Origin of the sequence: Flavobacterium sandaracinum, from assembly GCF_004349135.1 — a bacterium.
GTDB lineage: Bacteria > Bacteroidota > Bacteroidia > Flavobacteriales > Flavobacteriaceae > Flavobacterium > Flavobacterium sandaracinum.
Map to the genome: position 1 here is coordinate 13,237 of NZ_SMFN01000030.1, position 18,513 is coordinate 31,749.

The 18,513-nt window shown below is 33.4% G+C and carries 22 protein-coding genes and 1 pseudogene; 15 read left to right on the forward strand and 8 right to left on the reverse strand.

Going from position 1 to position 18,513, the window contains the following annotated elements; all coding sequences use genetic code 11:
• Positions 1-5 precede the first annotated feature (5 nt).
• Complete coding sequence (locus E0F91_RS17825) at positions 6-182, forward strand: hypothetical protein (protein WP_165930156.1); 177 nt, start codon at positions 6-8, stop codon at positions 180-182.
• A gap of 82 nt (positions 183-264) precedes the next feature.
• On the opposite strand, the gene sufD is transcribed toward E0F91_RS17825, so the two are convergent.
• The 6 genes from sufD to E0F91_RS16535 all read right to left on the reverse strand — a co-directional run bounded on the left by sufD (position 265) and on the right by E0F91_RS16535 (position 6,021).
• Complete coding sequence (sufD, locus tag E0F91_RS16510; RefSeq protein ID WP_132067492.1) at positions 265-1,581, reverse strand: Fe-S cluster assembly protein SufD; 1,317 nt, start codon at positions 1,579-1,581, stop codon at positions 265-267.
• 81 nt (positions 1,582-1,662) lie between these two features.
• A complete protein-coding gene (sufC, locus tag E0F91_RS16515) occupies positions 1,663-2,415 on the reverse strand; it encodes a Fe-S cluster assembly ATPase SufC (RefSeq protein WP_132067493.1) in 753 nt (250 codons plus the stop codon).
• Positions 2,416-2,455: 40 nt separating this feature from the next.
• Positions 2,456-3,703 carry a hypothetical protein gene (locus E0F91_RS16520; protein ID WP_132067494.1) on the reverse strand — a complete coding sequence of 416 codons (1,248 nt, stop codon included), beginning with the start codon at positions 3,701-3,703 and terminating at the stop codon, positions 2,456-2,458.
• A gap of 16 nt (positions 3,704-3,719) precedes the next feature.
• A complete protein-coding gene (sufB, locus tag E0F91_RS16525) occupies positions 3,720-5,168 on the reverse strand; it encodes a Fe-S cluster assembly protein SufB (RefSeq protein ID WP_132067495.1) in 1,449 nt (482 codons plus the stop codon).
• 60 nt (positions 5,169-5,228) lie between these two features.
• Positions 5,229-5,603, reverse strand: coding sequence for a four helix bundle protein (locus E0F91_RS16530; protein ID WP_132067496.1), 375 nt, complete (start codon positions 5,601-5,603; stop codon positions 5,229-5,231).
• An 88-nt stretch (positions 5,604-5,691) separates the two neighbouring features.
• Complete coding sequence (locus tag E0F91_RS16535; RefSeq protein ID WP_114753489.1) at positions 5,692-6,021, reverse strand: HesB/IscA family protein; 330 nt, start codon at positions 6,019-6,021, stop codon at positions 5,692-5,694.
• A gap of 168 nt (positions 6,022-6,189) precedes the next feature.
• Between E0F91_RS16535 and E0F91_RS16540 the strand changes: the two genes are divergently transcribed.
• From E0F91_RS16540 to E0F91_RS16555, 4 genes are all read left to right on the forward strand, one after another.
• On the forward strand, positions 6,190-7,050 hold the full coding sequence (locus E0F91_RS16540) for an MBL fold metallo-hydrolase (protein WP_132067497.1): 861 nt from the start codon (positions 6,190-6,192) through the stop codon (positions 7,048-7,050).
• A gap of 73 nt (positions 7,051-7,123) precedes the next feature.
• Entirely contained in the window at positions 7,124-8,746 is a 1,623-nt protein-coding gene (locus E0F91_RS16545) for a S8 family peptidase (RefSeq protein ID WP_132067498.1), read from the forward strand.
• A gap of 61 nt (positions 8,747-8,807) precedes the next feature.
• The gene (locus tag E0F91_RS16550) at positions 8,808-10,679 is read left to right on the forward strand and encodes a M1 family metallopeptidase (RefSeq protein ID WP_132067499.1); all 1,872 of its coding nucleotides are present in this window, start codon (positions 8,808-8,810) and stop codon (positions 10,677-10,679) included.
• A gap of 22 nt (positions 10,680-10,701) precedes the next feature.
• Positions 10,702-11,094, forward strand: coding sequence for a hypothetical protein (locus E0F91_RS16555; RefSeq protein ID WP_132067500.1), 393 nt, complete (start codon positions 10,702-10,704; stop codon positions 11,092-11,094).
• 70 nt (positions 11,095-11,164) lie between these two features.
• On the opposite strand, the gene E0F91_RS16560 is transcribed toward E0F91_RS16555, so the two are convergent.
• A complete protein-coding gene (locus E0F91_RS16560; RefSeq protein ID WP_132067501.1) occupies positions 11,165-12,370 on the reverse strand; it encodes an NAD(P)/FAD-dependent oxidoreductase in 1,206 nt (401 codons plus the stop codon).
• Positions 12,371-12,696: 326 nt separating this feature from the next.
• Between E0F91_RS16560 and E0F91_RS16565 the strand changes: the two genes are divergently transcribed.
• The 8 genes from E0F91_RS16565 (at position 12,697) to E0F91_RS16590 (ending at position 17,597) form a co-directional block, all read left to right on the forward strand.
• Entirely contained in the window at positions 12,697-14,073 is a 1,377-nt protein-coding gene (locus E0F91_RS16565) for a hypothetical protein (RefSeq protein WP_132067502.1), read from the forward strand.
• Complete coding sequence (locus E0F91_RS16570) at positions 14,036-14,740, forward strand: hypothetical protein (protein ID WP_132067503.1); 705 nt, start codon at positions 14,036-14,038, stop codon at positions 14,738-14,740. The genes E0F91_RS16565 and E0F91_RS16570 overlap by 38 nt, the downstream gene beginning before the upstream one ends.
• A 93-nt stretch (positions 14,741-14,833) precedes the next feature.
• Positions 14,834-15,001 (forward strand): hypothetical protein, encoded by a 168-nt coding sequence (locus tag E0F91_RS17830; RefSeq protein WP_165930157.1) that lies wholly within the window; start codon positions 14,834-14,836, stop codon positions 14,999-15,001.
• Positions 14,964-15,650, forward strand: a complete 687-nt coding sequence (locus tag E0F91_RS16575) for a hypothetical protein (protein WP_132067504.1) — start codon at positions 14,964-14,966, stop codon at positions 15,648-15,650. The genes E0F91_RS17830 and E0F91_RS16575 overlap by 38 nt, the downstream gene beginning before the upstream one ends.
• Before the next feature lie 93 nt (positions 15,651-15,743).
• Positions 15,744-15,911: a hypothetical protein gene (locus E0F91_RS17835; RefSeq protein ID WP_165930158.1), complete on the forward strand. Its 168-nt coding sequence runs from the start codon at positions 15,744-15,746 to the stop codon at positions 15,909-15,911.
• Between the two features lie 110 nt (positions 15,912-16,021).
• Entirely contained in the window at positions 16,022-16,417 is a 396-nt protein-coding gene (locus E0F91_RS16580; RefSeq protein ID WP_132067505.1) for a hypothetical protein, read from the forward strand.
• A gap of 5 nt (positions 16,418-16,422) precedes the next feature.
• On the forward strand, positions 16,423-17,010 hold the full coding sequence (locus E0F91_RS16585; protein ID WP_132067506.1) for a hypothetical protein: 588 nt from the start codon (positions 16,423-16,425) through the stop codon (positions 17,008-17,010).
• A gap of 152 nt (positions 17,011-17,162) precedes the next feature.
• On the forward strand, positions 17,163-17,597 hold the full coding sequence (locus E0F91_RS16590; RefSeq protein ID WP_132067507.1) for a hypothetical protein: 435 nt from the start codon (positions 17,163-17,165) through the stop codon (positions 17,595-17,597).
• Between the two features lie 146 nt (positions 17,598-17,743).
• Here E0F91_RS16590 and E0F91_RS18145 read toward each other — a convergent pair.
• A pseudogene (locus E0F91_RS18145) lies at positions 17,744-17,869 on the reverse strand (NAD-dependent epimerase); the annotation flags it as partial.
• A 91-nt stretch (positions 17,870-17,960) separates the two neighbouring features.
• On the opposite strand from E0F91_RS18145, the gene E0F91_RS16595 reads away from it, so the two are divergent.
• Together E0F91_RS16595 and E0F91_RS16600 are read left to right on the forward strand one after the other, a co-directional pair.
• Complete coding sequence (locus tag E0F91_RS16595; RefSeq protein WP_132067508.1) at positions 17,961-18,242, forward strand: hypothetical protein; 282 nt, start codon at positions 17,961-17,963, stop codon at positions 18,240-18,242.
• A gap of 50 nt (positions 18,243-18,292) precedes the next feature.
• Positions 18,293-18,513: DUF4372 domain-containing protein (locus tag E0F91_RS16600; protein ID WP_132065863.1), on the forward strand; the 221-nt coding region annotated here is incomplete at its 3' end.

The window sequence follows — 18,513 nt, forward strand, 5'->3', positions numbered from 1 at the left end:
TTTTTATGATAAAGAATAAAGTTTTACAATCAATTTTAATGATAATTGGAGGTTGGTTTTTAGGCGGTTTAGGTTATTCTACGAATCTAGGGTACTCAATTATAAATGCATTTTGTTTTTTTGGAGGTCTTGCACTATTGTTCTTAGGAATTATCATGTTTATTATTGCAGTAAGAGACTAAAATTAACCGCAAAGGGCACAAAGTTTAGTAAAAACCTTGTGCCCTTTGCGTCAATCTTAGCGAACTTTGCAGTTAAAAACGTCTACAAATCAAATCCCATTTTCACGCCTAATTTCGTAGCGATGATTTTAGTGATTCGTTGTTTCAACTCTGGTATTTTTATGCTTTCGATAACGGCATTAGAGAACGCGTACATCAACAAAGCTTTTGCTTCTTTCTTAGGGATACCACGTTGTTGCATATAGAACATAGCGGTTTCGTCTAGTTGACCAATAGTACAACCGTGCGAACATTTTACATCATCAGCAAAAATTTCTAATTGCGGTTTTGCATTAATAGTAGCTTTGTCACTCAATAAAATGTTATTGCTTTTTTGGAAAGCATTTGTTTTTTGAGCTTCTCTTTCTACGAAAATTTTTCCGTTGAATACACCAGTAGAACGATCAGAGAATATTCCTTTGTAATCCTGATGGCTTTCGCAGTTTGGAGTAGCGTGTTGCACGAGTGTGTAATGATCCACATGTTGCTTTTCGCCAATAATCGTAATTCCATTTAAGTAACTTACAATTCTTTCGCCAAAATGGTAAAAATTCAGGTTATTCCTAGTGAGGTTTCCACCAAAACTGAATGTATTTACAGCAACGCTACTTTCCTCCTGTTGAGAAACGTAAGTGTTGTCTATTAAGTTTGCGGTAAGGTTATCGTTTTGAATTTTATATACGTCAACTAAAGCTCGCTTTTGAGCAAAAATCTCCGTAACCGAATTGGTTAAAACTGGATTTTCATTCAAGCTTTGATGTCTTTCAATGATTTGGACATGTGCATTTTCACCTACTATAATTAAATTGCGGGGTTGTACCAGCAACGCAGCTTCATTTCCTGTTGAGAAATACATAATTTCAATAGGTCTATCTGCTATTTTACTTTTCGGGATATTGATGTATGCTCCTTCATTGGCGAAAGCCGTATTCAAAGAGGTCAAACTTTCTTCCTTATTGGCAATTTGATTGAAATAAGTATCAATAATTGTTTTGTATTTTGGTTTTGTCAGTGCTGATGAAAGCAAGCAAACATCAATACCTTCATGCGTTGTAGCAGACAAATGTGAGCTAAACACACCGTCAATAAAAACAATTTTATAACTATCTATTTCGTGTAAAAAGTATTTTTTTACATCTGAATATTGAATTTCGTTCTCTTGCTTAGGAAAAACGGTAAAGTCATTTTTCAAAACAGCATTAAGCGAGGTATACTTCCAAGCTTCTTCTTTTTTGGAAGGAAACCCTTTGTTCTCAAAGTTTTTTAGTGCTGCTGTGCGTACATCATGAAGTTCAGCGTGAACATCGATGCGCTCTTCAAAAGCCATAAAAGACGAGATTAATTTTTCTTTTAAATCCATTTTTGTTTCTTGTTTAAAGTTTAAGGTTCAAAAGTTTAAAGTTGATGATGTGAACTTTAAACTTTTGACTTCAAACAAATTTTAAGCTTCTTGTTCTTGTTTGATCCAATCGTATCCTTTTTCTTCTAGCTCTAAAGCCAAAGAAGCGTCTCCAGATTTTACAATTTTACCGTTGAGTAAAACATGAACAAAATCAGGGACGATATAATCTAATAAACGTTGGTAGTGCGTAATCACTACAATGGCGTTTTTGTCGCTTTTTAGTTTGTTCACTCCGTTTGCTACAATACGCAAAGCATCGATGTCTAATCCAGAATCGGTTTCATCAAGAATAGCCAATTTTGGTTCTAACATCGCCATTTGGAAAATTTCGTTACGTTTTTTCTCTCCACCAGAAAAACCTTCGTTTAGAGAACGAGACAAAAATTTACGATCGATTTCTAATAATTCTGATTTCTCACGAATCACTTTCAACATTTCGTTGGCAGGCATTTCTTCCAGACCGTTTGCTTTACGTGTTTCGTTGATTGCCGTTCTCATGAAATTAGTTACAGAAACTCCTGGAATTTCCACGGGATATTGGAACGAAAGAAAAACACCTTTATGTGCTCTTTCTTCTGGTGCCAATTCTGAAAGGTCTTCTCCGTCTAAAGAGATTTCACCCTCGGTTACTTCGTAGTTTTCGTTTCCTGCAATGATTGAGGCAAGAGTACTTTTTCCAGCACCGTTTGGTCCCATTATTGCATGGATTTCTCCCGCTTTTACTTCAAGGTTAATCCCTTTTAATATTTCTTTATCCCCAATTGAGGCGTGTAAATTTTTTATACTTAACATTTGTTTCTTTTTGTTTAATATGTATTATCAGAATAGCTTCTTAATTTATTTTTATGTTTAGAGTCCATATATCAGTATTGAAGTTTCCATGAGAATTTGTATTTTTTAAATCTCTATCCTTAGATTGTGTCGTACCTGTTAAAAACATGGTGCCATTTTGACCTATATTTATGCGATTTAATATATCATTATCAGAACCTCCAAATTTTTTTTGATTTATGAAATTTCCTAATTTGTCAATGTTAAGAATCCAGAAATCATCAGAATAGCCACCAACTATATAGCCATTTTCTATAGATACGATGTCGGTAACTATTTCAGTTGGGCCAGATTTGAGTCCAAAAGCTTTTTCCCACTCTAAACTTCCAGATAAATTTAATTTGCCAACCCAAGGATAAGCTGCTGTTTCAATAATGTTGTTGACATAAGTGTTATTAGAATAAACAGGAACATTTTTATTATTTGATCTACCAACAGCTAATAGACCTCCATCAATAGATTCAATTACTTTTAAAGGTAAGGTTTTTTCATAAGTATTTTTCCATAATATATTCCCTCCTGCATCCGTTTTGGCTATAATTCCAGTTGTGTTAAAATATTCATTTGAATTTATACATCCAGATAAGATAATACTACGATCTGCAAGTTGATATATGTTGTAGCAGTAAAAGTCAAGTGATTTAGTCCATATTAAGTTAGCATTAGCATCTACTTTATTAAGTGAAAAATAAGAATTATATAAATATCCTCCGTCTTCTGTTTGTATTATATCCAAAATTACATCATTGCTGTAAGATGTAACTTTTTGCCACTGAATTTCTCCAAAGGCGTCAATTTTGACTAATAAAATGTTTACACCATTATAGCTAGGAGGTTGGCTGCTGTCAACAGGTAGCAAATTTCCGTCGGTTGATGTAATTAATGCCGAAAATAGATAACCTCCATCTTTAGTTTGTATAATTTTATCTCCAATTTCGGTATTTGAACCACCATAAGTTTTCTTCCATTCTATTTCACATTTACTATTTAATTTTATAATCCAAATAGCTAGATTGCTCAATGAAGTCGGTAAATTACCAATAACATCCCCATCATTTGAAAATGTTTTTGCTAAAATTATTTGTCCTCCATCAGATGTTGATGTGCTTGATGAAAATTCTTCATCATGAGTTCCACCATATCTACCTTGAGAAAGTTTTTCGTACGTTGAATTGTCGCTTTGTTCAGTACTGCAGCTGAAAAAAAATATAATTAATGTTAATGCTAAACCGTAATTTTTAAATTTCATAAAATTGGAGTGTTTTTTATCCTACTGAACCTTCAAGAGAAATTTCCAATAGTTTTTGTGCTTCAACAGCAAATTCCATTGGCAACTTATTCAACACATCTTTACTGAAACCGTTTACGATAAGCGCAATTGCTTTTTCGGTTGGAATTCCACGTTGGTTGCAATAAAAAACTTGGTCTTCGCCAATTTTACTTGTTGTAGCCTCATGTTCGATTTTTGCTGATGGATTTTTACTTTCGATATAAGGGAACGTATGTGCGCCACAATTGTTTCCCATTAATAAGGAATCACATTGTGAAAAGTTTCTGGCGTTGTCCGCGTTTGGCGAAATACGCACTAATCCACGGTAACTGTTTTGTGATCTTCCGGCAGAAATTCCTTTAGAAATAATGGTCGATTTAGTGTTTTTACCTAAATGGATCATTTTGGTTCCGGTATCGGCTTGTTGGAAATTATTAGTGACAGCAATCGAATAAAATTCTCCTGTTGAATTATCTCCTTTTAAAATAACAGAAGGATATTTCCACGTTATCGCAGAACCGGTTTCTACTTGTGTCCAAGAAATTTTTGCGTTTTTCTCGCAGATTCCTCTTTTAGTTACAAAGTTGAAAACACCACCTTTTCCTTCTTTGTTTCCAGGATACCAGTTTTGTACCGTTGAATATTTGATTTCGGCATTGTCAAGAGCAATCAATTCTACGCAAGCAGCGTGCAATTGATTTTCATCACGACTTGGAGCCGTGCAACCTTCCAAATAACTTACGTAACTTCCCTCATCAGCAATAAGTAAGGTACGCTCGAACTGTCCTGTTCCTGCTTGATTTATTCTAAAATAAGTAGAAAGTTCCATTGGACAACGGACGCCTTTTGGAATATAACAAAAAGATCCATCAGAGAAAACAGCTGAGTTTAATGCGGCATAAAAATTATCTTTTTGAGGAATAACAGATCCTAAATATTTACGCACTAACTCTGGATGTTCTTTGATGGCTTCAGAAATACTCATAAAGATAATTCCTTTTTCGCCTAATGTTTTCTTGAAAGTTGTCGCTACTGAAACGGAGTCGACTACGATATCCATTGCCACATTATTCATCATTTTTTGCTCATCGACAGAGATACCTAACTTTTTATACATTTCTAAAAGTTCGGGATCTACATCGTCCAATGTTTTATTGGGATCTACCGCTTTTGGAGCTGAATAATAGGAAATAGCCTGAAAATCAGGTTTAGTATAGTGTACATTGGCCCATTCCGGCTCGGTCATTTGCTCCCAAGCACGAAAGGCCTCCAGACGCCAATCGGTCATCCATTGAGGTTCTCCTTTTTTGTGCGAAATAGCGCGAACGATATCTTCATTTAAACCAATAGGAAACGTTTCCGATTCTAATTCAGTATAAAATCCGTATTCGTATTCTTTAGTTTCGAGTTCGATTTTTAAATCGTCTTCTGTGTATTTGCTCATTTTTTTAATTTAAAGATTGAAAAATTTAAAGATTGAAAAATTCCTTAAATATTTTCTAGATCATTTATTTATTTCCAATTTAGAATTTAAATACTTAATGAAATTGGAAATATTTTGAGAAATTTCAATACTCAAAATATAGCTTTCCTGAATTTCATCATTAGAACAAAACTCTAATTCTCTTGCTAGAACTAGCATGTTCCTAACTTCAGCGCAACTGCCTTTTGCAATCTTCAAATAACGAATAAATTGTTTATTGTTATTATATTCTGACCCCTCAGCAATATTATTTGTAATTGAAATTACCGCTCTTTTTATTTGGTCCTTAAAACCAAATTCCTTGTCAAGTGTGGTTTTTCTCAGAAGTTTAAAAACCAGCTTGGTCAATTGAACTCCCTTTTTGTGAACTTCAAATTCTTCAAAAGATTTTGTCATATTTAAAGATTCAAAGATTTTTACTTTGGGAAAAATTATCGACTCTAATAATCTTTAAATTATTCAATTTTTAAATCTTTCAATTAATTTACAAAGAGAAACTCTCCCCACAACCACAAGTTCTGTTTGCGTTTGGGTTATTGAAAACAAACCCTTTACCATTAATTCCTCCTGAGAATTCTAATATTGTTCCGGCTAAGTACAGAAAAGATTTTTTTTCAACAGCAATAGTGATATCGTTGTCTACAAAAATTTTATCGTCTTCGTTTTTTGTTTTATCAAATTTTAAATCATAGGACAATCCAGAACATCCGCCGCTTTTTACACCAACTCTTACGTAGTCGATTGCAGCATCAAAACCATCATCTTTCATTAAATCGATGATTTTTTTTCTTGCTGTGTCAGAAACTTTTATCATAGCTTATATTGATTTTGTCTAAATTAAGGACAAAGATAGTGCATAAAAAGCTTTTTCCATAATTCATAACATTTTTATAACTAATTCTAAAATAGAAAAAAGCTATTTGGTTCTTCTAAAAGGATTTGAATTTATTAACTTTGGCTTCGATCAAAAAATATAAAATATATGAAATTATATCCCATAGAAACCGGAAATTTTAAATTGGATGGTGGTGCCATGTTTGGTGTGGTGCCCAAAACAATTTGGAGTAGAACCAATCCCGCCGACGAAAATAACCTAATTGACATTGCCGCTCGCTGTTTATTGATTGAGGATGGCAATCAATTGATTTTGATAGATACAGGAATGGGAGATAAGCAGTCGGATAAGTTTTTTGGGTATTACTCGCTGTGGGGAACCCATTCTATGGATAAATCGTTGGCTAAATATGGTTTTCATCGGGATGATGTGACAGATGTTTTTATGACGCATTTGCATTTTGACCATTGTGGCGGAAGCGTTCAGTGGAATAAAGATAAAACAGGTTATGAACCGGCTTTTAAAAATGCTAAATATTGGTCTAACGAAAATCATTGGGAATGGGCAACAAAACCCAATGTTAGAGAAAAAGCATCTTTTTTATCTGAAAATATTTTACCGATGCAGGAAAGTGGGCAATTGAATTTCATTCAAAGACCAGAAGGTGATTTTTTAGAAAAATCGGAACTGGGTTTTGGCATCTTCTTTGCTGATGGACATACCGAAAAGCAAATGATTCCGCACATTCAATATCAAGAAAAAACAATTGTTTTTTGTGCTGATTTGTTGGCAACAGCCGGACACATTCCCATTCCTTACGTAATGGGGTATGACACCAGACCTTTATTGACCATGCCAGAGAAGGAAAAATTCATGAATGCTGCCGCGGATCATAATTATTATTTATTATTAGAACACGATGCACATAACGAAATCATTACGGTGGAACGAACGGAAAAAGGAGTTCGTTTGAAAGAACGTTTTTCCTGTAATGAAATCCTAACATAGTGTTAAGGAGGAATGCATTTGTAACAAAAAAAATTATTTTAGACAAATATTTCAAATACTTAATAAAAATCCAATGAATACCATTAAACCTATTTACATTTCTGCTTTTGCCTTTTTAGTATTAGTAGGATGCGGCACCTCAAAACAAGTAGTAAATACTACTGGATTAGTTGCCATAAGTGCCCCTTTGAACATTACAAAAAAAGCGCCTATTACTGAAAATGACCTACAACGCTGGAGTCATTTAGATATTGTGACGGATACCATTCCAGGGATGAGCGTTGATAGAGTGTATGCTGAATTATTAAAAGGTAAAAAAGGCGTGCCCGTTATTGTTGGAATTTTAGATTCGGGTGTCGACATTGAACATGAAGACTTAAAATCGGTGCTTTGGACCAATACCAAAGAAATCCCTGGAAACGGAATTGACGATGATAATAATGGATATATCGATGACATTCACGGTTGGAATTTCCTTGGTGATATTACCAAAGAGAATTTAGAATACGAAAGAATTATTAAAGATAAAACCTTAGTCGATGAAGCGACGTATCAAGCTGCAAAAGCACTGAATGACAAGAAAGTTGCTGATGCTGTTGCAGGAAAAACACGTTCAGAGCAAATGTTAGAAGCTATTGTTACTAGTGATGCTGTTTTGGTGAAACATTTTGGCAAACCAGTCTATACCGTTGAGGAGGTAACTGCGATAGTTTCGCAAGAACCTGTAACCCAAAAAAGTAAAGCAACTATGCAACAAATGCTTTCTTATGGTTTGCCAATAGCAGATCTAAAAGTAGCCGTTCAAAAACAATTAGACGAACAGGTTGCACTAATTAATGGCGATCATCTTAAAACCGATTACCGTAAAGTGTTAGGTGACAATCCAAATGACATTACAGACACAAAATACGGGAACAACAACGTGATGGGACCAGACAAGAATGAAATTCTTCATGGAACGCATGTTGCCGGAATTGTTGCTCAAACCAGAAACAATGCATTAGGTGGAGATGGTGTTGCTAATAATGTTCAAATTCTTACGATTCGTGCTGTCCCTGATGGAGATGAATATGATAAAGATATTGCACTAGGAATTCGCTATGCAGTTGATAATGGTGCTAAGGTAATCAACGGAAGTTTTGGAAAAAGTTTTTCTCCACACAAGCAATGGGTTTACGATGCTATAAAATATGCGGAGAAAAAAGATGTTTTGTTTGTTCATGCAGCTGGAAACGATGCCAAAGACATTGATTATGCAGAAAACTTCCCTAACGATTCTGAGGATAAAGTAAAGGAGTTTGCAGATAATGTACTTACAATTGGTGCGTTAAACTATGAATACGGAAATAAGGTTGTAGCTCGTTTTTCTAATATTGGAAAAATTAATGTAGACGTTTTTGCTCCTGGAGTAAAAATCTATGCGACCACTCCAAACAATACCTATAAGTACCTTCAGGGAACGTCTATGGCGGCACCAAATGCTGCGGGAGTTGCTGCTTTAATTCGTTCTTATTATCCAAAATTATCTGCTAAACAAGTTAAACATATTTTGATGGATTCAGGAATTGCTATTTCTACAGACGTAATTGTGGGTGGAAAAGCAACAGATACACGTTCATTTACTACGTTGTCTCAATCAGGAAAAATCGTAAATGCTTACAATGCTTTTTTGATGGCAGAAAAAATGTCTAAATAATATTTAATACATTCTCTATATGGAAGGACAAATTGTCCTTCCATTTTTATTTAAATCAAATATGAAAAAACTACTATTATTTTCTTTTCTTACTTTAAGTTTTGGAAGTCTATGGGCTCAAAACACAGGATATTGGCAACAGCACGTGGATTACAAAATGGACGTGACTATGGATGTATCTAATTATGGATACAAAGGCACACAGGAACTGATTTATACTAACAATTCTCCTGACACTTTAAAAAAAGTGTATTATCACCTTTATAATAATGCCTTTCAGCCAGGAAGTGAAATGGATGCTAGAATCCAAAGCATAAGAGATCCAGATGCTCGAATGGTCAACAAAATTAAAGTAGGTTCAAATGAAATGAAGCAAAGCCGAATCAAAATGTTGAAACCTAACGAAACTGGGTATCTAAACATTACTGATTTTAAGCAGGATGGTACTACTGCCTCGGTAGAAACAGTAGGAACAATTCTTGAAGTTACTTTGGTTAAACCAATACTACCCAACTCAAAAACTACTTTTACTTTAAATTTTGATGGTCAGGTTCCCATTCAAATTCGTCGTTCTGGAAGGAATAATGCCGAAGGAGTAGCGCTTTCCATGGCACAATGGTATCCGAAAATGGCTGAATTTGATTTTGAAGGGTGGCATGCTGATCCTTATATCGCTAGAGAATTTCACGGTGTATGGGGGAATTTTGACGTTAGCATTACAATTGACAAGGATTACGTTTTAGGAGGTACTGGTTATTTGCAAAACAAAAACGAAATAGGTCACGGGTATCAAGATTCAGGCGTTGTCGTAACTGTTCCTAAGAAAGCAAAAACATTGACGTGGCATTTTAAAGCGCCAATGGTTCATGATTTTACTTGGGCTGCAGATAAGAACTACATTCACGACATTGTACAAGGACCTAATGGTGTCGACTTGCATTTTTTATATAAAGACAATCCGAAATACATTCAAAATTGGAAAAATCTACAGCCTAAAACGGCTCAGTTAATGGAGTTCTATAACAAAACCGTTGGCGATTATCCATACAAGCAGTATTCAGTAATTCAAGGTGGCGATGGAGGAATGGAATATGCCATGTGTACCTTAATTTTAGGACAAGGAAGTTTTGATGGATTATTAGGTGTAACTGCGCACGAAATGGCACATTCTTGGTTTCAGCATGTCTTAGCTAACAATGAATCAAAACACGGGTGGATGGATGAAGGATTTACCTCTTTTCTAGAAGATCTGGGAATGAATGAAATAGCTGATAAAAAAGTAGAAAATCCATTTGCGGGAGCGTATGCAGGTTATTTTTCAATGGTAAATTCCGGCAAGGAATTACCGCAATCTACACATGCAGATCGTTTTGACGAAAACAGAGTCTATAGTATTACTTCGTATAGCAAAGGAGAACTTTTCCTGACACAATTAATGTATTTGATAGGGAAAGAAAATCTAATGAAATCCTTAAAAAAGTATTACAACGATTTTAAATTCAAACATCCTACGCCAAATGATATCAAGAGATCAGCGGAAAGAATTTCTGGAGCTAATCTCGATTGGTACTTGACGGATTGGACACAAACCACCAATACAATTGATTACGGCATTAGAGAGCCTCGGGACATTGGTGAGAAAACGATCGTAACATTAGAAAGAATAGGTAGAATGCCAATGCCAATTGATTTGTTAGTAGAATATACAGATGGGACAATGGAAAGTTTTTACATTCCATTGCGAATGATGAGTTTCGAAAAACAAAATCCAAATCCAGCTATAAAAAGAACTATTTTGGGTGATTGGGCTTGGGCATATCCTACCATGGAATTCATGATTGCTAAACCTAAAAGTACCATCAAAAAAATCACCATCGACCCAAGCGGTTTAATGGCGGATATTAAGAAGGAAAATAACGTTTATAAGCAATAAATATCTAGTTGAAATCTAATTTATGGATATTAAATACAATCAAACTACTGCATCAATTGAAATCAAAGATGGTTTGAAAAATCATTTTTTTATTGTGAAATTGCTGTTGATTATAACGTTCATCAATGCAGTTTTAAATTTATCCAATGCACAGGTCGCTTTTGGATTTATGAAATTAATTTGGTTGTTTATTGGAATGGTCGCTGTTTTTGGGCTAAGAAATTATTTTTTAAAAAAAACAGGTACAGATAAAATTCCAATAAATCAAATAGTAGGAATCAAGGAACGTGTTTCATTTAGTAAAAAGATATATTTTATCCAATTGAAAAATGGGAAAACAAGAGACCTTTTAGAAGTTAAATCGGAATCACAGTTTAAAGAAGTTAAAAAATTGTTAGCAGAGATTAAATTATAATTTTAGAAAAAGCCGCAAAAAAAATATTTTTTTTGCGGCTTTTTTAAATACGTTTGAAAGAGTTCTACAATTATCTGCGAAATTTAAAATAGTCGGCTAAAGGATGTTTCTTGTTTTTCAACATTGCAGAAACGAGTTCCATTCCAATGACCGAGAATGTGATGCCGTTTCCACCAAATCCCAAAACAAAATAAGCACTTGCAAAATTAGGGTGTTTGCCAATGTATGGTAAGCCGTCTTTGGTCTCGCCAAAAGTACCCGCCCAGACAAAATCCATTCTGAAATCATAATCAGGTAAAATTTTCTTAAGGTATTTGGTCAGCTTACCGGATTTATCATTTAATAACGAATCTCTTTTTGTAGCATCAACAAAATCTTCGTCTTCGCCACCAATAAGCAATCGGTTGTCATCCGTGGTTCTCATGTATATGTAGGGCTCCGCGGTGTTCCAAAAAAGAGTATTGTTAAGATGCGATTGGTCATCTTCAAAACGTTCGCCTACCATAGCATAAGTAGAAAGTAGGTTGACAAATTTGTCTTTAATGATTTCAGTACTTTCAAAACCGTTGCAGTAAATTATTTTTTTGGCAGTAATAGTTGTTCCATGTTCTGTGAGAACGGTGACGCCATTTTGTTTGTCAGTAACTTTTTTGATGTCGGTTTTATCGAAAATCTGTAATCCATTTTTATGATTGTACGCCAGAATATCATGAGCTAATTGAAAAGCATCAATGCTACCGCCTTGTTCGGATAAGATTCCGCCATACGAATGTTGGATGTGAAACTTTTCAGCAATTGCATCGGCTTCGAGCCATTTTACTGGCATTCCAATTTTTTTGCGGGCCTCAAATTCTTTTTTTAACCAACCAACGTCTTTTTTTAAAGCGGCAAAATAGAGCGATTCTTTTTTCTTGAAACCACAATCAGATTTCACTTTTTGAACTATTTTTTTCAAATCATCAATTGATTTATAACAGGCCCAATAGCTTGCAACGGCCGCTTCTTCGCCAATCAAATCAATCAATTGGTGCAACGGCACGTCAATTTCATATTGTAACATAGATGTTGTAGCCGATGTGCTTCCGTGACCAATTTCTCTGCGATCGATCAGCACGGTTTTGTAACCATCCGCCATGCATTGATGCGCTATAAGACTGCCGGTTATTCCTCCTCCTACAATTAGGATTTCGGTATCCAGATATTCTCTTAATGACGGGTAAGAGTTGATGATTCCGTTTTTCACCAACCAAAAAGGTTCACTTGATTTTAGTTTCATAGTGCGGAGGTTTTTACCAAATTTAGTAAAAATATCTTTCTAAAGTGATGCTTAATATAAAACATAATTTCAAAAAAATCGGGTTTAAAAACAATAGATTTCCACCCTAATTTTTAAGATATGAACTCATTTTAAGAAAAACATTGTGATTTTTGGTGCTCAACTCTTGGTTATTTTTAATTTTTTCAAATATCACTAAAAGTGGGTATAGTAAGTTGTTCATTATTAATTACATTTATAAAATAGTAATTAACCAATTATTTTATGAAAACAAACAAACAAACAAACAAACGAGTGACTTAAGGGGCAAAATTATATTGCTTTTTATGAGTTTTACTCTCTCTTTCATGCATTCTTGTAGTACAGACGAAACACTATTGCAGAATGATCCAAACATTAAAACTGTGTCAAGAGAACAAGCGATTCAATTTTTACAACAAAATCCGCTAAATAGTAGCAGTAACAAGACATTCAAAACGACTACTTTGTCTAATTATGGTGCGATATCATTTGAAAAAATAACAAATAGCGATCAACTGTTAACTGTAATTCCTTTACCAGATAATGACAAACAACAAAACAGCAGAGTGCTATTGCTTACAGTAAACGACACATTAAGAAGTGCGGTTTTTACAATGTATCCGGATATTGACCAAAGCACAAAAGATTTCTCAGGTCGAGTAATAATCACTAACATGAACGGTGACTTTTTTAAGGGATTTAGAATGAAAAACGGATACCTTATCTCAAAATTCATAAAAAAGTCATCTGCCTATACAACAAATAAAATAGAAAGCAAATCCACAACAGCATACGCTACGGAGCCAATAGAGCTGCAAGAAGTAATAATTCCTGCGAGAAAAACAGTTCAAAGCCTAACCGTGGCTTACCTATACGTATATTCTTATGAAATAGAATCCAGCAATGATTCTCTTCTTAATTGGGGTTTTGGTGGCGGTGGCGGTGGCGGTGGTGGCGGTGGCGGTGAAGAAGAGGAGGAACTCAAAATCATCAATCAACTTACTAACCCTTGCGCAAAAAATATTTTCACCAATCTTCAAAGTGGCTTATACACAGAGAATCCACTAAAGCCTGAAGTATTAATACCAAGTGATGGCATTGACTTGAATTTTTCACAAGAAATATTAAAATTATTTGAAAATAGTAGGAATACAGACTTAACGATACGTAATGACCTACTAACAGGAGATGCCAATGCCAGTACAGTAGGAGCAACCATTACAATAAATAACAGTTATTTAGCAAATGCCACACAACTATCAGTTGCTAGAACTATAATTCATGAAACCGTACACGCATATTTAAATGCCTACTTTTTTGGTTATCCTGATTTTAAAGATAAGCCTTTTCAAACTCAATTGAGAATTTATGCGGCTGAAAACGGATTCACTGATATGAATACTTTTCATCATAACTTTATGAGTAAATATATAGATGCAATGGGATATTCATTATATGAATGGGATAAAGAATTCGGAACAGGTGGAAACTTAGGTTGGGAATATTATAAATCTATGGCGTTTTCAGGGATGTTTCAAACAGATCCAAATGGCACTATTGTTGCAGAAATGGATACCTTTAAAGAAATCGTACCCAATGCAAATGACCGACAAGCAATAGCAAACATAATACTAAACGAACAAAATGGAAACAATAAATCTAAAGGGACAAAATGTGATTAAGTATTTATTATATATTGTTATAGTATTTTCATCAAATTGTATGTTCTGTCAAAAACAGATAGTTGGAAGATATAGTAGTTTAATGCCAAATCAGGAGTATTACAATTATTTTGATTTTAATGCAAACGGAACTTTTGAGTACCATTCAGGAGCTAGTTTAGGAGATGATGAGTTTGGTAAAGGTCATTACGAAATAGATAAAGATTCACTAATTTTAAATTATGACCTTACCGAAGTTCAATATGATAGTTATTATAAATCGCAACGATATTTCAATTCAAAAGATTCCATTAAAATTATATTTAATGCATATAATTTTGATAATACACCAATACATAAACTTCAAATTTATTCATATCCAAATTATAACTCTACAATAACCGATTTTGATGGCAAAGCTATGCTGAGTTTTAAAAAAGAGAAACTTAATACAAAAATTGAAATACATATCGAAGGAGAATTTCTCGTAAAACAAGTCATTTGTATAGATCTTTCAGCTAATTACATTTTTAATGTTTATATGAATAGTAGTGTAATCATAGGTTTTGGCCATCCAAGGGCCATCAAAGATGAGATAAAAAAATATGGATTACTTGAATTCCGCGACAATAGTTTAAAATTAAATCACAACGGTAAAATTATCGAGCTTGTCAAGCAATCGAAATAGAAAACCCGATAGCGAGGATATATCCCGATTGTACGGAGATGGGATAAAGAGTTCTGAACAGGTGGAAACTAAGGTTGGGAATATTATAAATCCATGGCGTTTTCAGGGATGTTTCAAACAGATCCAAATGGCACTATTGTTGCAGAAACAGATACTTTTAAAGAAATCGTACCCAATGCAAATGACCGACAAGCAATAGCAAACATAATACTAAACGAACAAAATGGAAACAATCAATCTAAAGGGTCAAAATGTGAATAAGTATTTATTATATATTGTTGTTGTATTTTCATCAAATTGTATGCTCTGTCAAAAACAGATAGTTGGCAGATATAGTAGTTTAATGTCAAATCAGGAGTATTACAATTATTTTGATTTTAATGCAAAAGGAACTTTTGAGTATCATTCTGGTGCCTCTTTAGGAGATGATGAATTTGGAAAAGGTCATTATCAAATAAAAAAGGACTCATTATTTTTAAATTATAATTTGACTGAGTTGGAATATAAAAGTTATTATAAGTCAAAGGAGTATTTTAATGCAAAAGATTTAGTGACAATTAAAATTGCTATAAGAGATTTGGAAGGGATTAGTAATAATAATGCAAACATTTATATTCCAAATGAAAGGAATGGTTACGTCCAAGGTAAAGATGGCTTTGTTACTTTTGATCTGAAAAAAGAAAATCAAGAAGTTTCTATTGAAATTTCTAATTTAGGTTATGAGAACTATAAACTAACGCTATCAAAATTTAAAAACCATGAAATTGAAGTTTTTTTAAAAAAATCGTCTACAATTTCTAAAGCTATTAAAAATGAGATAAAAGAATATAAAATACTTGAACTCACTAAAAATAAAATAAAATTAGAACAAAACGGTAAACTTGTGGAGCTTGTCAAGCAATTGAAATAGAAAACCCGATAGCGAGGATATATCCCGATTGTACGGAGATGGGATAAAGAGTTCTGAACAGGTGGAAACTTAGGTTGGGAATATTATAAATCCATGGCGTTTTCAGGGATGTTTCAAACAGATCCAAATGGCACTATTGTTGCAGAAATGGATACCTTTAAAGAAATCGTACCCAATACAAATGACCGACAAGCAATAGCGAACATAATATTAAACGAACAAAATGGAAACAATCAATCTAAAGGGACAAAATGTAATTAAGTATTTATTATATATTGTTATAGTATTTTCATCAAATTGTATGTTCTGTCAAAAACAGATAGTTGGAAGATATAGTAGTTTAATGCCAAATCAGGAGTATTACAATTAGTTTGCTTGCAGAGCATAATGCTTGTGCATCCGATGGTAGATGTGACTTTCCAACAATTTTTGATGTCTATGTAAAGCATCAAAGCACAAAAAACACTATAATTTTACCAGATGCTCATCATGAGTTAATTGCTAAAGATTATGTTTATGCAATAGCCTCTACTATTGAACAATTTCATCTAGGTGATACTTTTGCTACAGATTATCCAAGACAAGTTTATATAGATATGGCTTGGGGCGGACTAATAGGAACCTACATATTTAATAAAAATTATCCGGATGATCCTACAGATAAAAATTTCAACGATAGAGAGAGGATTTTAGACAGGATCAATACAGAATTAAAAAGGACACCATATCAAGGGTATACGCCTGTAGGAACTCCATGTGAAAATTAGTGAATATGAAACACATAAAAAAAGTAGTACTGTCAATCCCGTTTTTCATCTTGTCTTGCAACAGCAGTAAATATCTCGCTAGTTACGAGCCTATAAATGTGTTTTTAGAAACGCAAAAAATTGATAAAAATAAGAAACACATTCTGCAAAGTGATAAAGAAGAAAATTTTCAAGCATTACGAATCTTTAATAGAGGCGAGGGAACAGAGCATTATGTAGACTCAACAGATCCAACTGATTATACTGACGGGCTATATGTAGAAAAACATTGGAAAAAATTATATAAGGAGTATGTAAATGATACTTTAAAAAGACATTGGAAAAAAGAAGATTTTCCTAATTATAATTTCATCCTAGAAAGAGGTACTGGTTTAATCTTAACTCGCAATTTAATAGATAAATATGCGGGAAGTGGAATCTATGAGCGGTTCATTATATCAGAGCCAATGTATTATTTTAATAAAAAATACATTCTATTTTCCTATTCAAAAAAGTATTTTGACAGCAGCGGATCTATAAATCTTGTGATTATGAAAAGAGAGAAAGACCAATGGAAAGTAGTCAGGGTAATGGGTGATTATATATACAATTAGTCTTAAAAACCTTTACAAATAATTGCTACGTAACACAGGAAAAGACAGAATTGTTAATCCGGTTTTTTATCTTGTCTTTTGGCAGCAGTAATTTATTAAAAGATTAAAATTAGGAATTGATGCAAAATAAAAAAGTTCAAAAATAAAATGTGATGAAAAGAATAACTAAAATAATCAAATATTTACCATTAGTATTGGTATGCATGCTACTTTTTGGTTGCCAAATAAAAAAGAAGTTAACAACTTATAACAACTCTTATTACACAGTTGCAATATATAAAATGCATGCGAAGCCGATAAATAATAATGTAACCATTAATATTAAGGCATTAAACGGAAAACCCTTAAATAATTTGATTTATTGGGTTAAAAGAGATTGTGAAAACGTTCGTATTGATAATTCAAGTACTTATAGTTTAAAAGTCGCTTATGAAACGTTAAGAATGGAAGTAACAGGTTTTGGTTATAGAACAATTGAAATTAAGCCTTTAAATCTTACTGCAAAGGATTCTGTTGTTTTTGATTTTTATTTAACTCCAGACGATAGGCCATTATTAGAATGCATTACTAATTCCTCAAATAACTAGCTTGCTATTTTAAGCTAAAAGTGGAGCTGATTAATATTTTATAGGTTATCGCAAGTTTTATCAACACTATCTACTTTTTAGTAGATCATCAATAACAAAAATGCCACAAAGCTTAAATTTTGCGGCATTTTTCATGCTTAATATCTTTACTTCAAATGCTCCAGCATATCAGTAGTCATGGTTTCTAAATCAAACTCATGATTCCAGTCTTCACGAGCGCTAGCATCATCAATACTTGCGGGCCAACTATCGGCTATTTTTTTTAGAATATCACTAAAAGTGGGTATTTGATTTACAGTAAATTAGCCGTAAATTTGAAAATGATGTTTTTTACACTAAAAAACACTAATTTTAAATCATATTATGAAGGAAAAATTATTTACCCCCTCCAGTTACTTAGTAATTTTCTTAATTCTTTTGTTTTGTTCTTGTACTAATGATGACTCAAAAGAAATTGAATTAATAGAAAGGCAACAACTGCAAAACAAATTTTCTTTAGCCAATTTTGATGATGATTTTATTAAAAATAATCTTGTTGTTGATTGGAATGATTTTGTTTTAAATATAGATAAGAATACAGTTTCTGATACTAAAGTTTATGAATTCAACACCTCTTTTCACTGCTATCCGAAAGTCGGAAATTAAAATTGTCTGAGAATCCCTTATTTTTGTTTTGCGAAAAATAAAATAATTTTATGGGACTCTTCAGACGAAACAAAAATAACAATAAACCTTTACTTGGGCAAATATTAGATTTAGTTCCTCGCTGGATTTTGGAATCGTGTATTAAAAAACATCAAAGTGACAAAGGATGTAGCAAATACAAGACTTATGACCAGTTCGTAGCTTTAACTTTCGGACAGCTCAATAAATGCTATACTTTGAGTGATATTTCTACTGGTATAGGGGTTTGTCA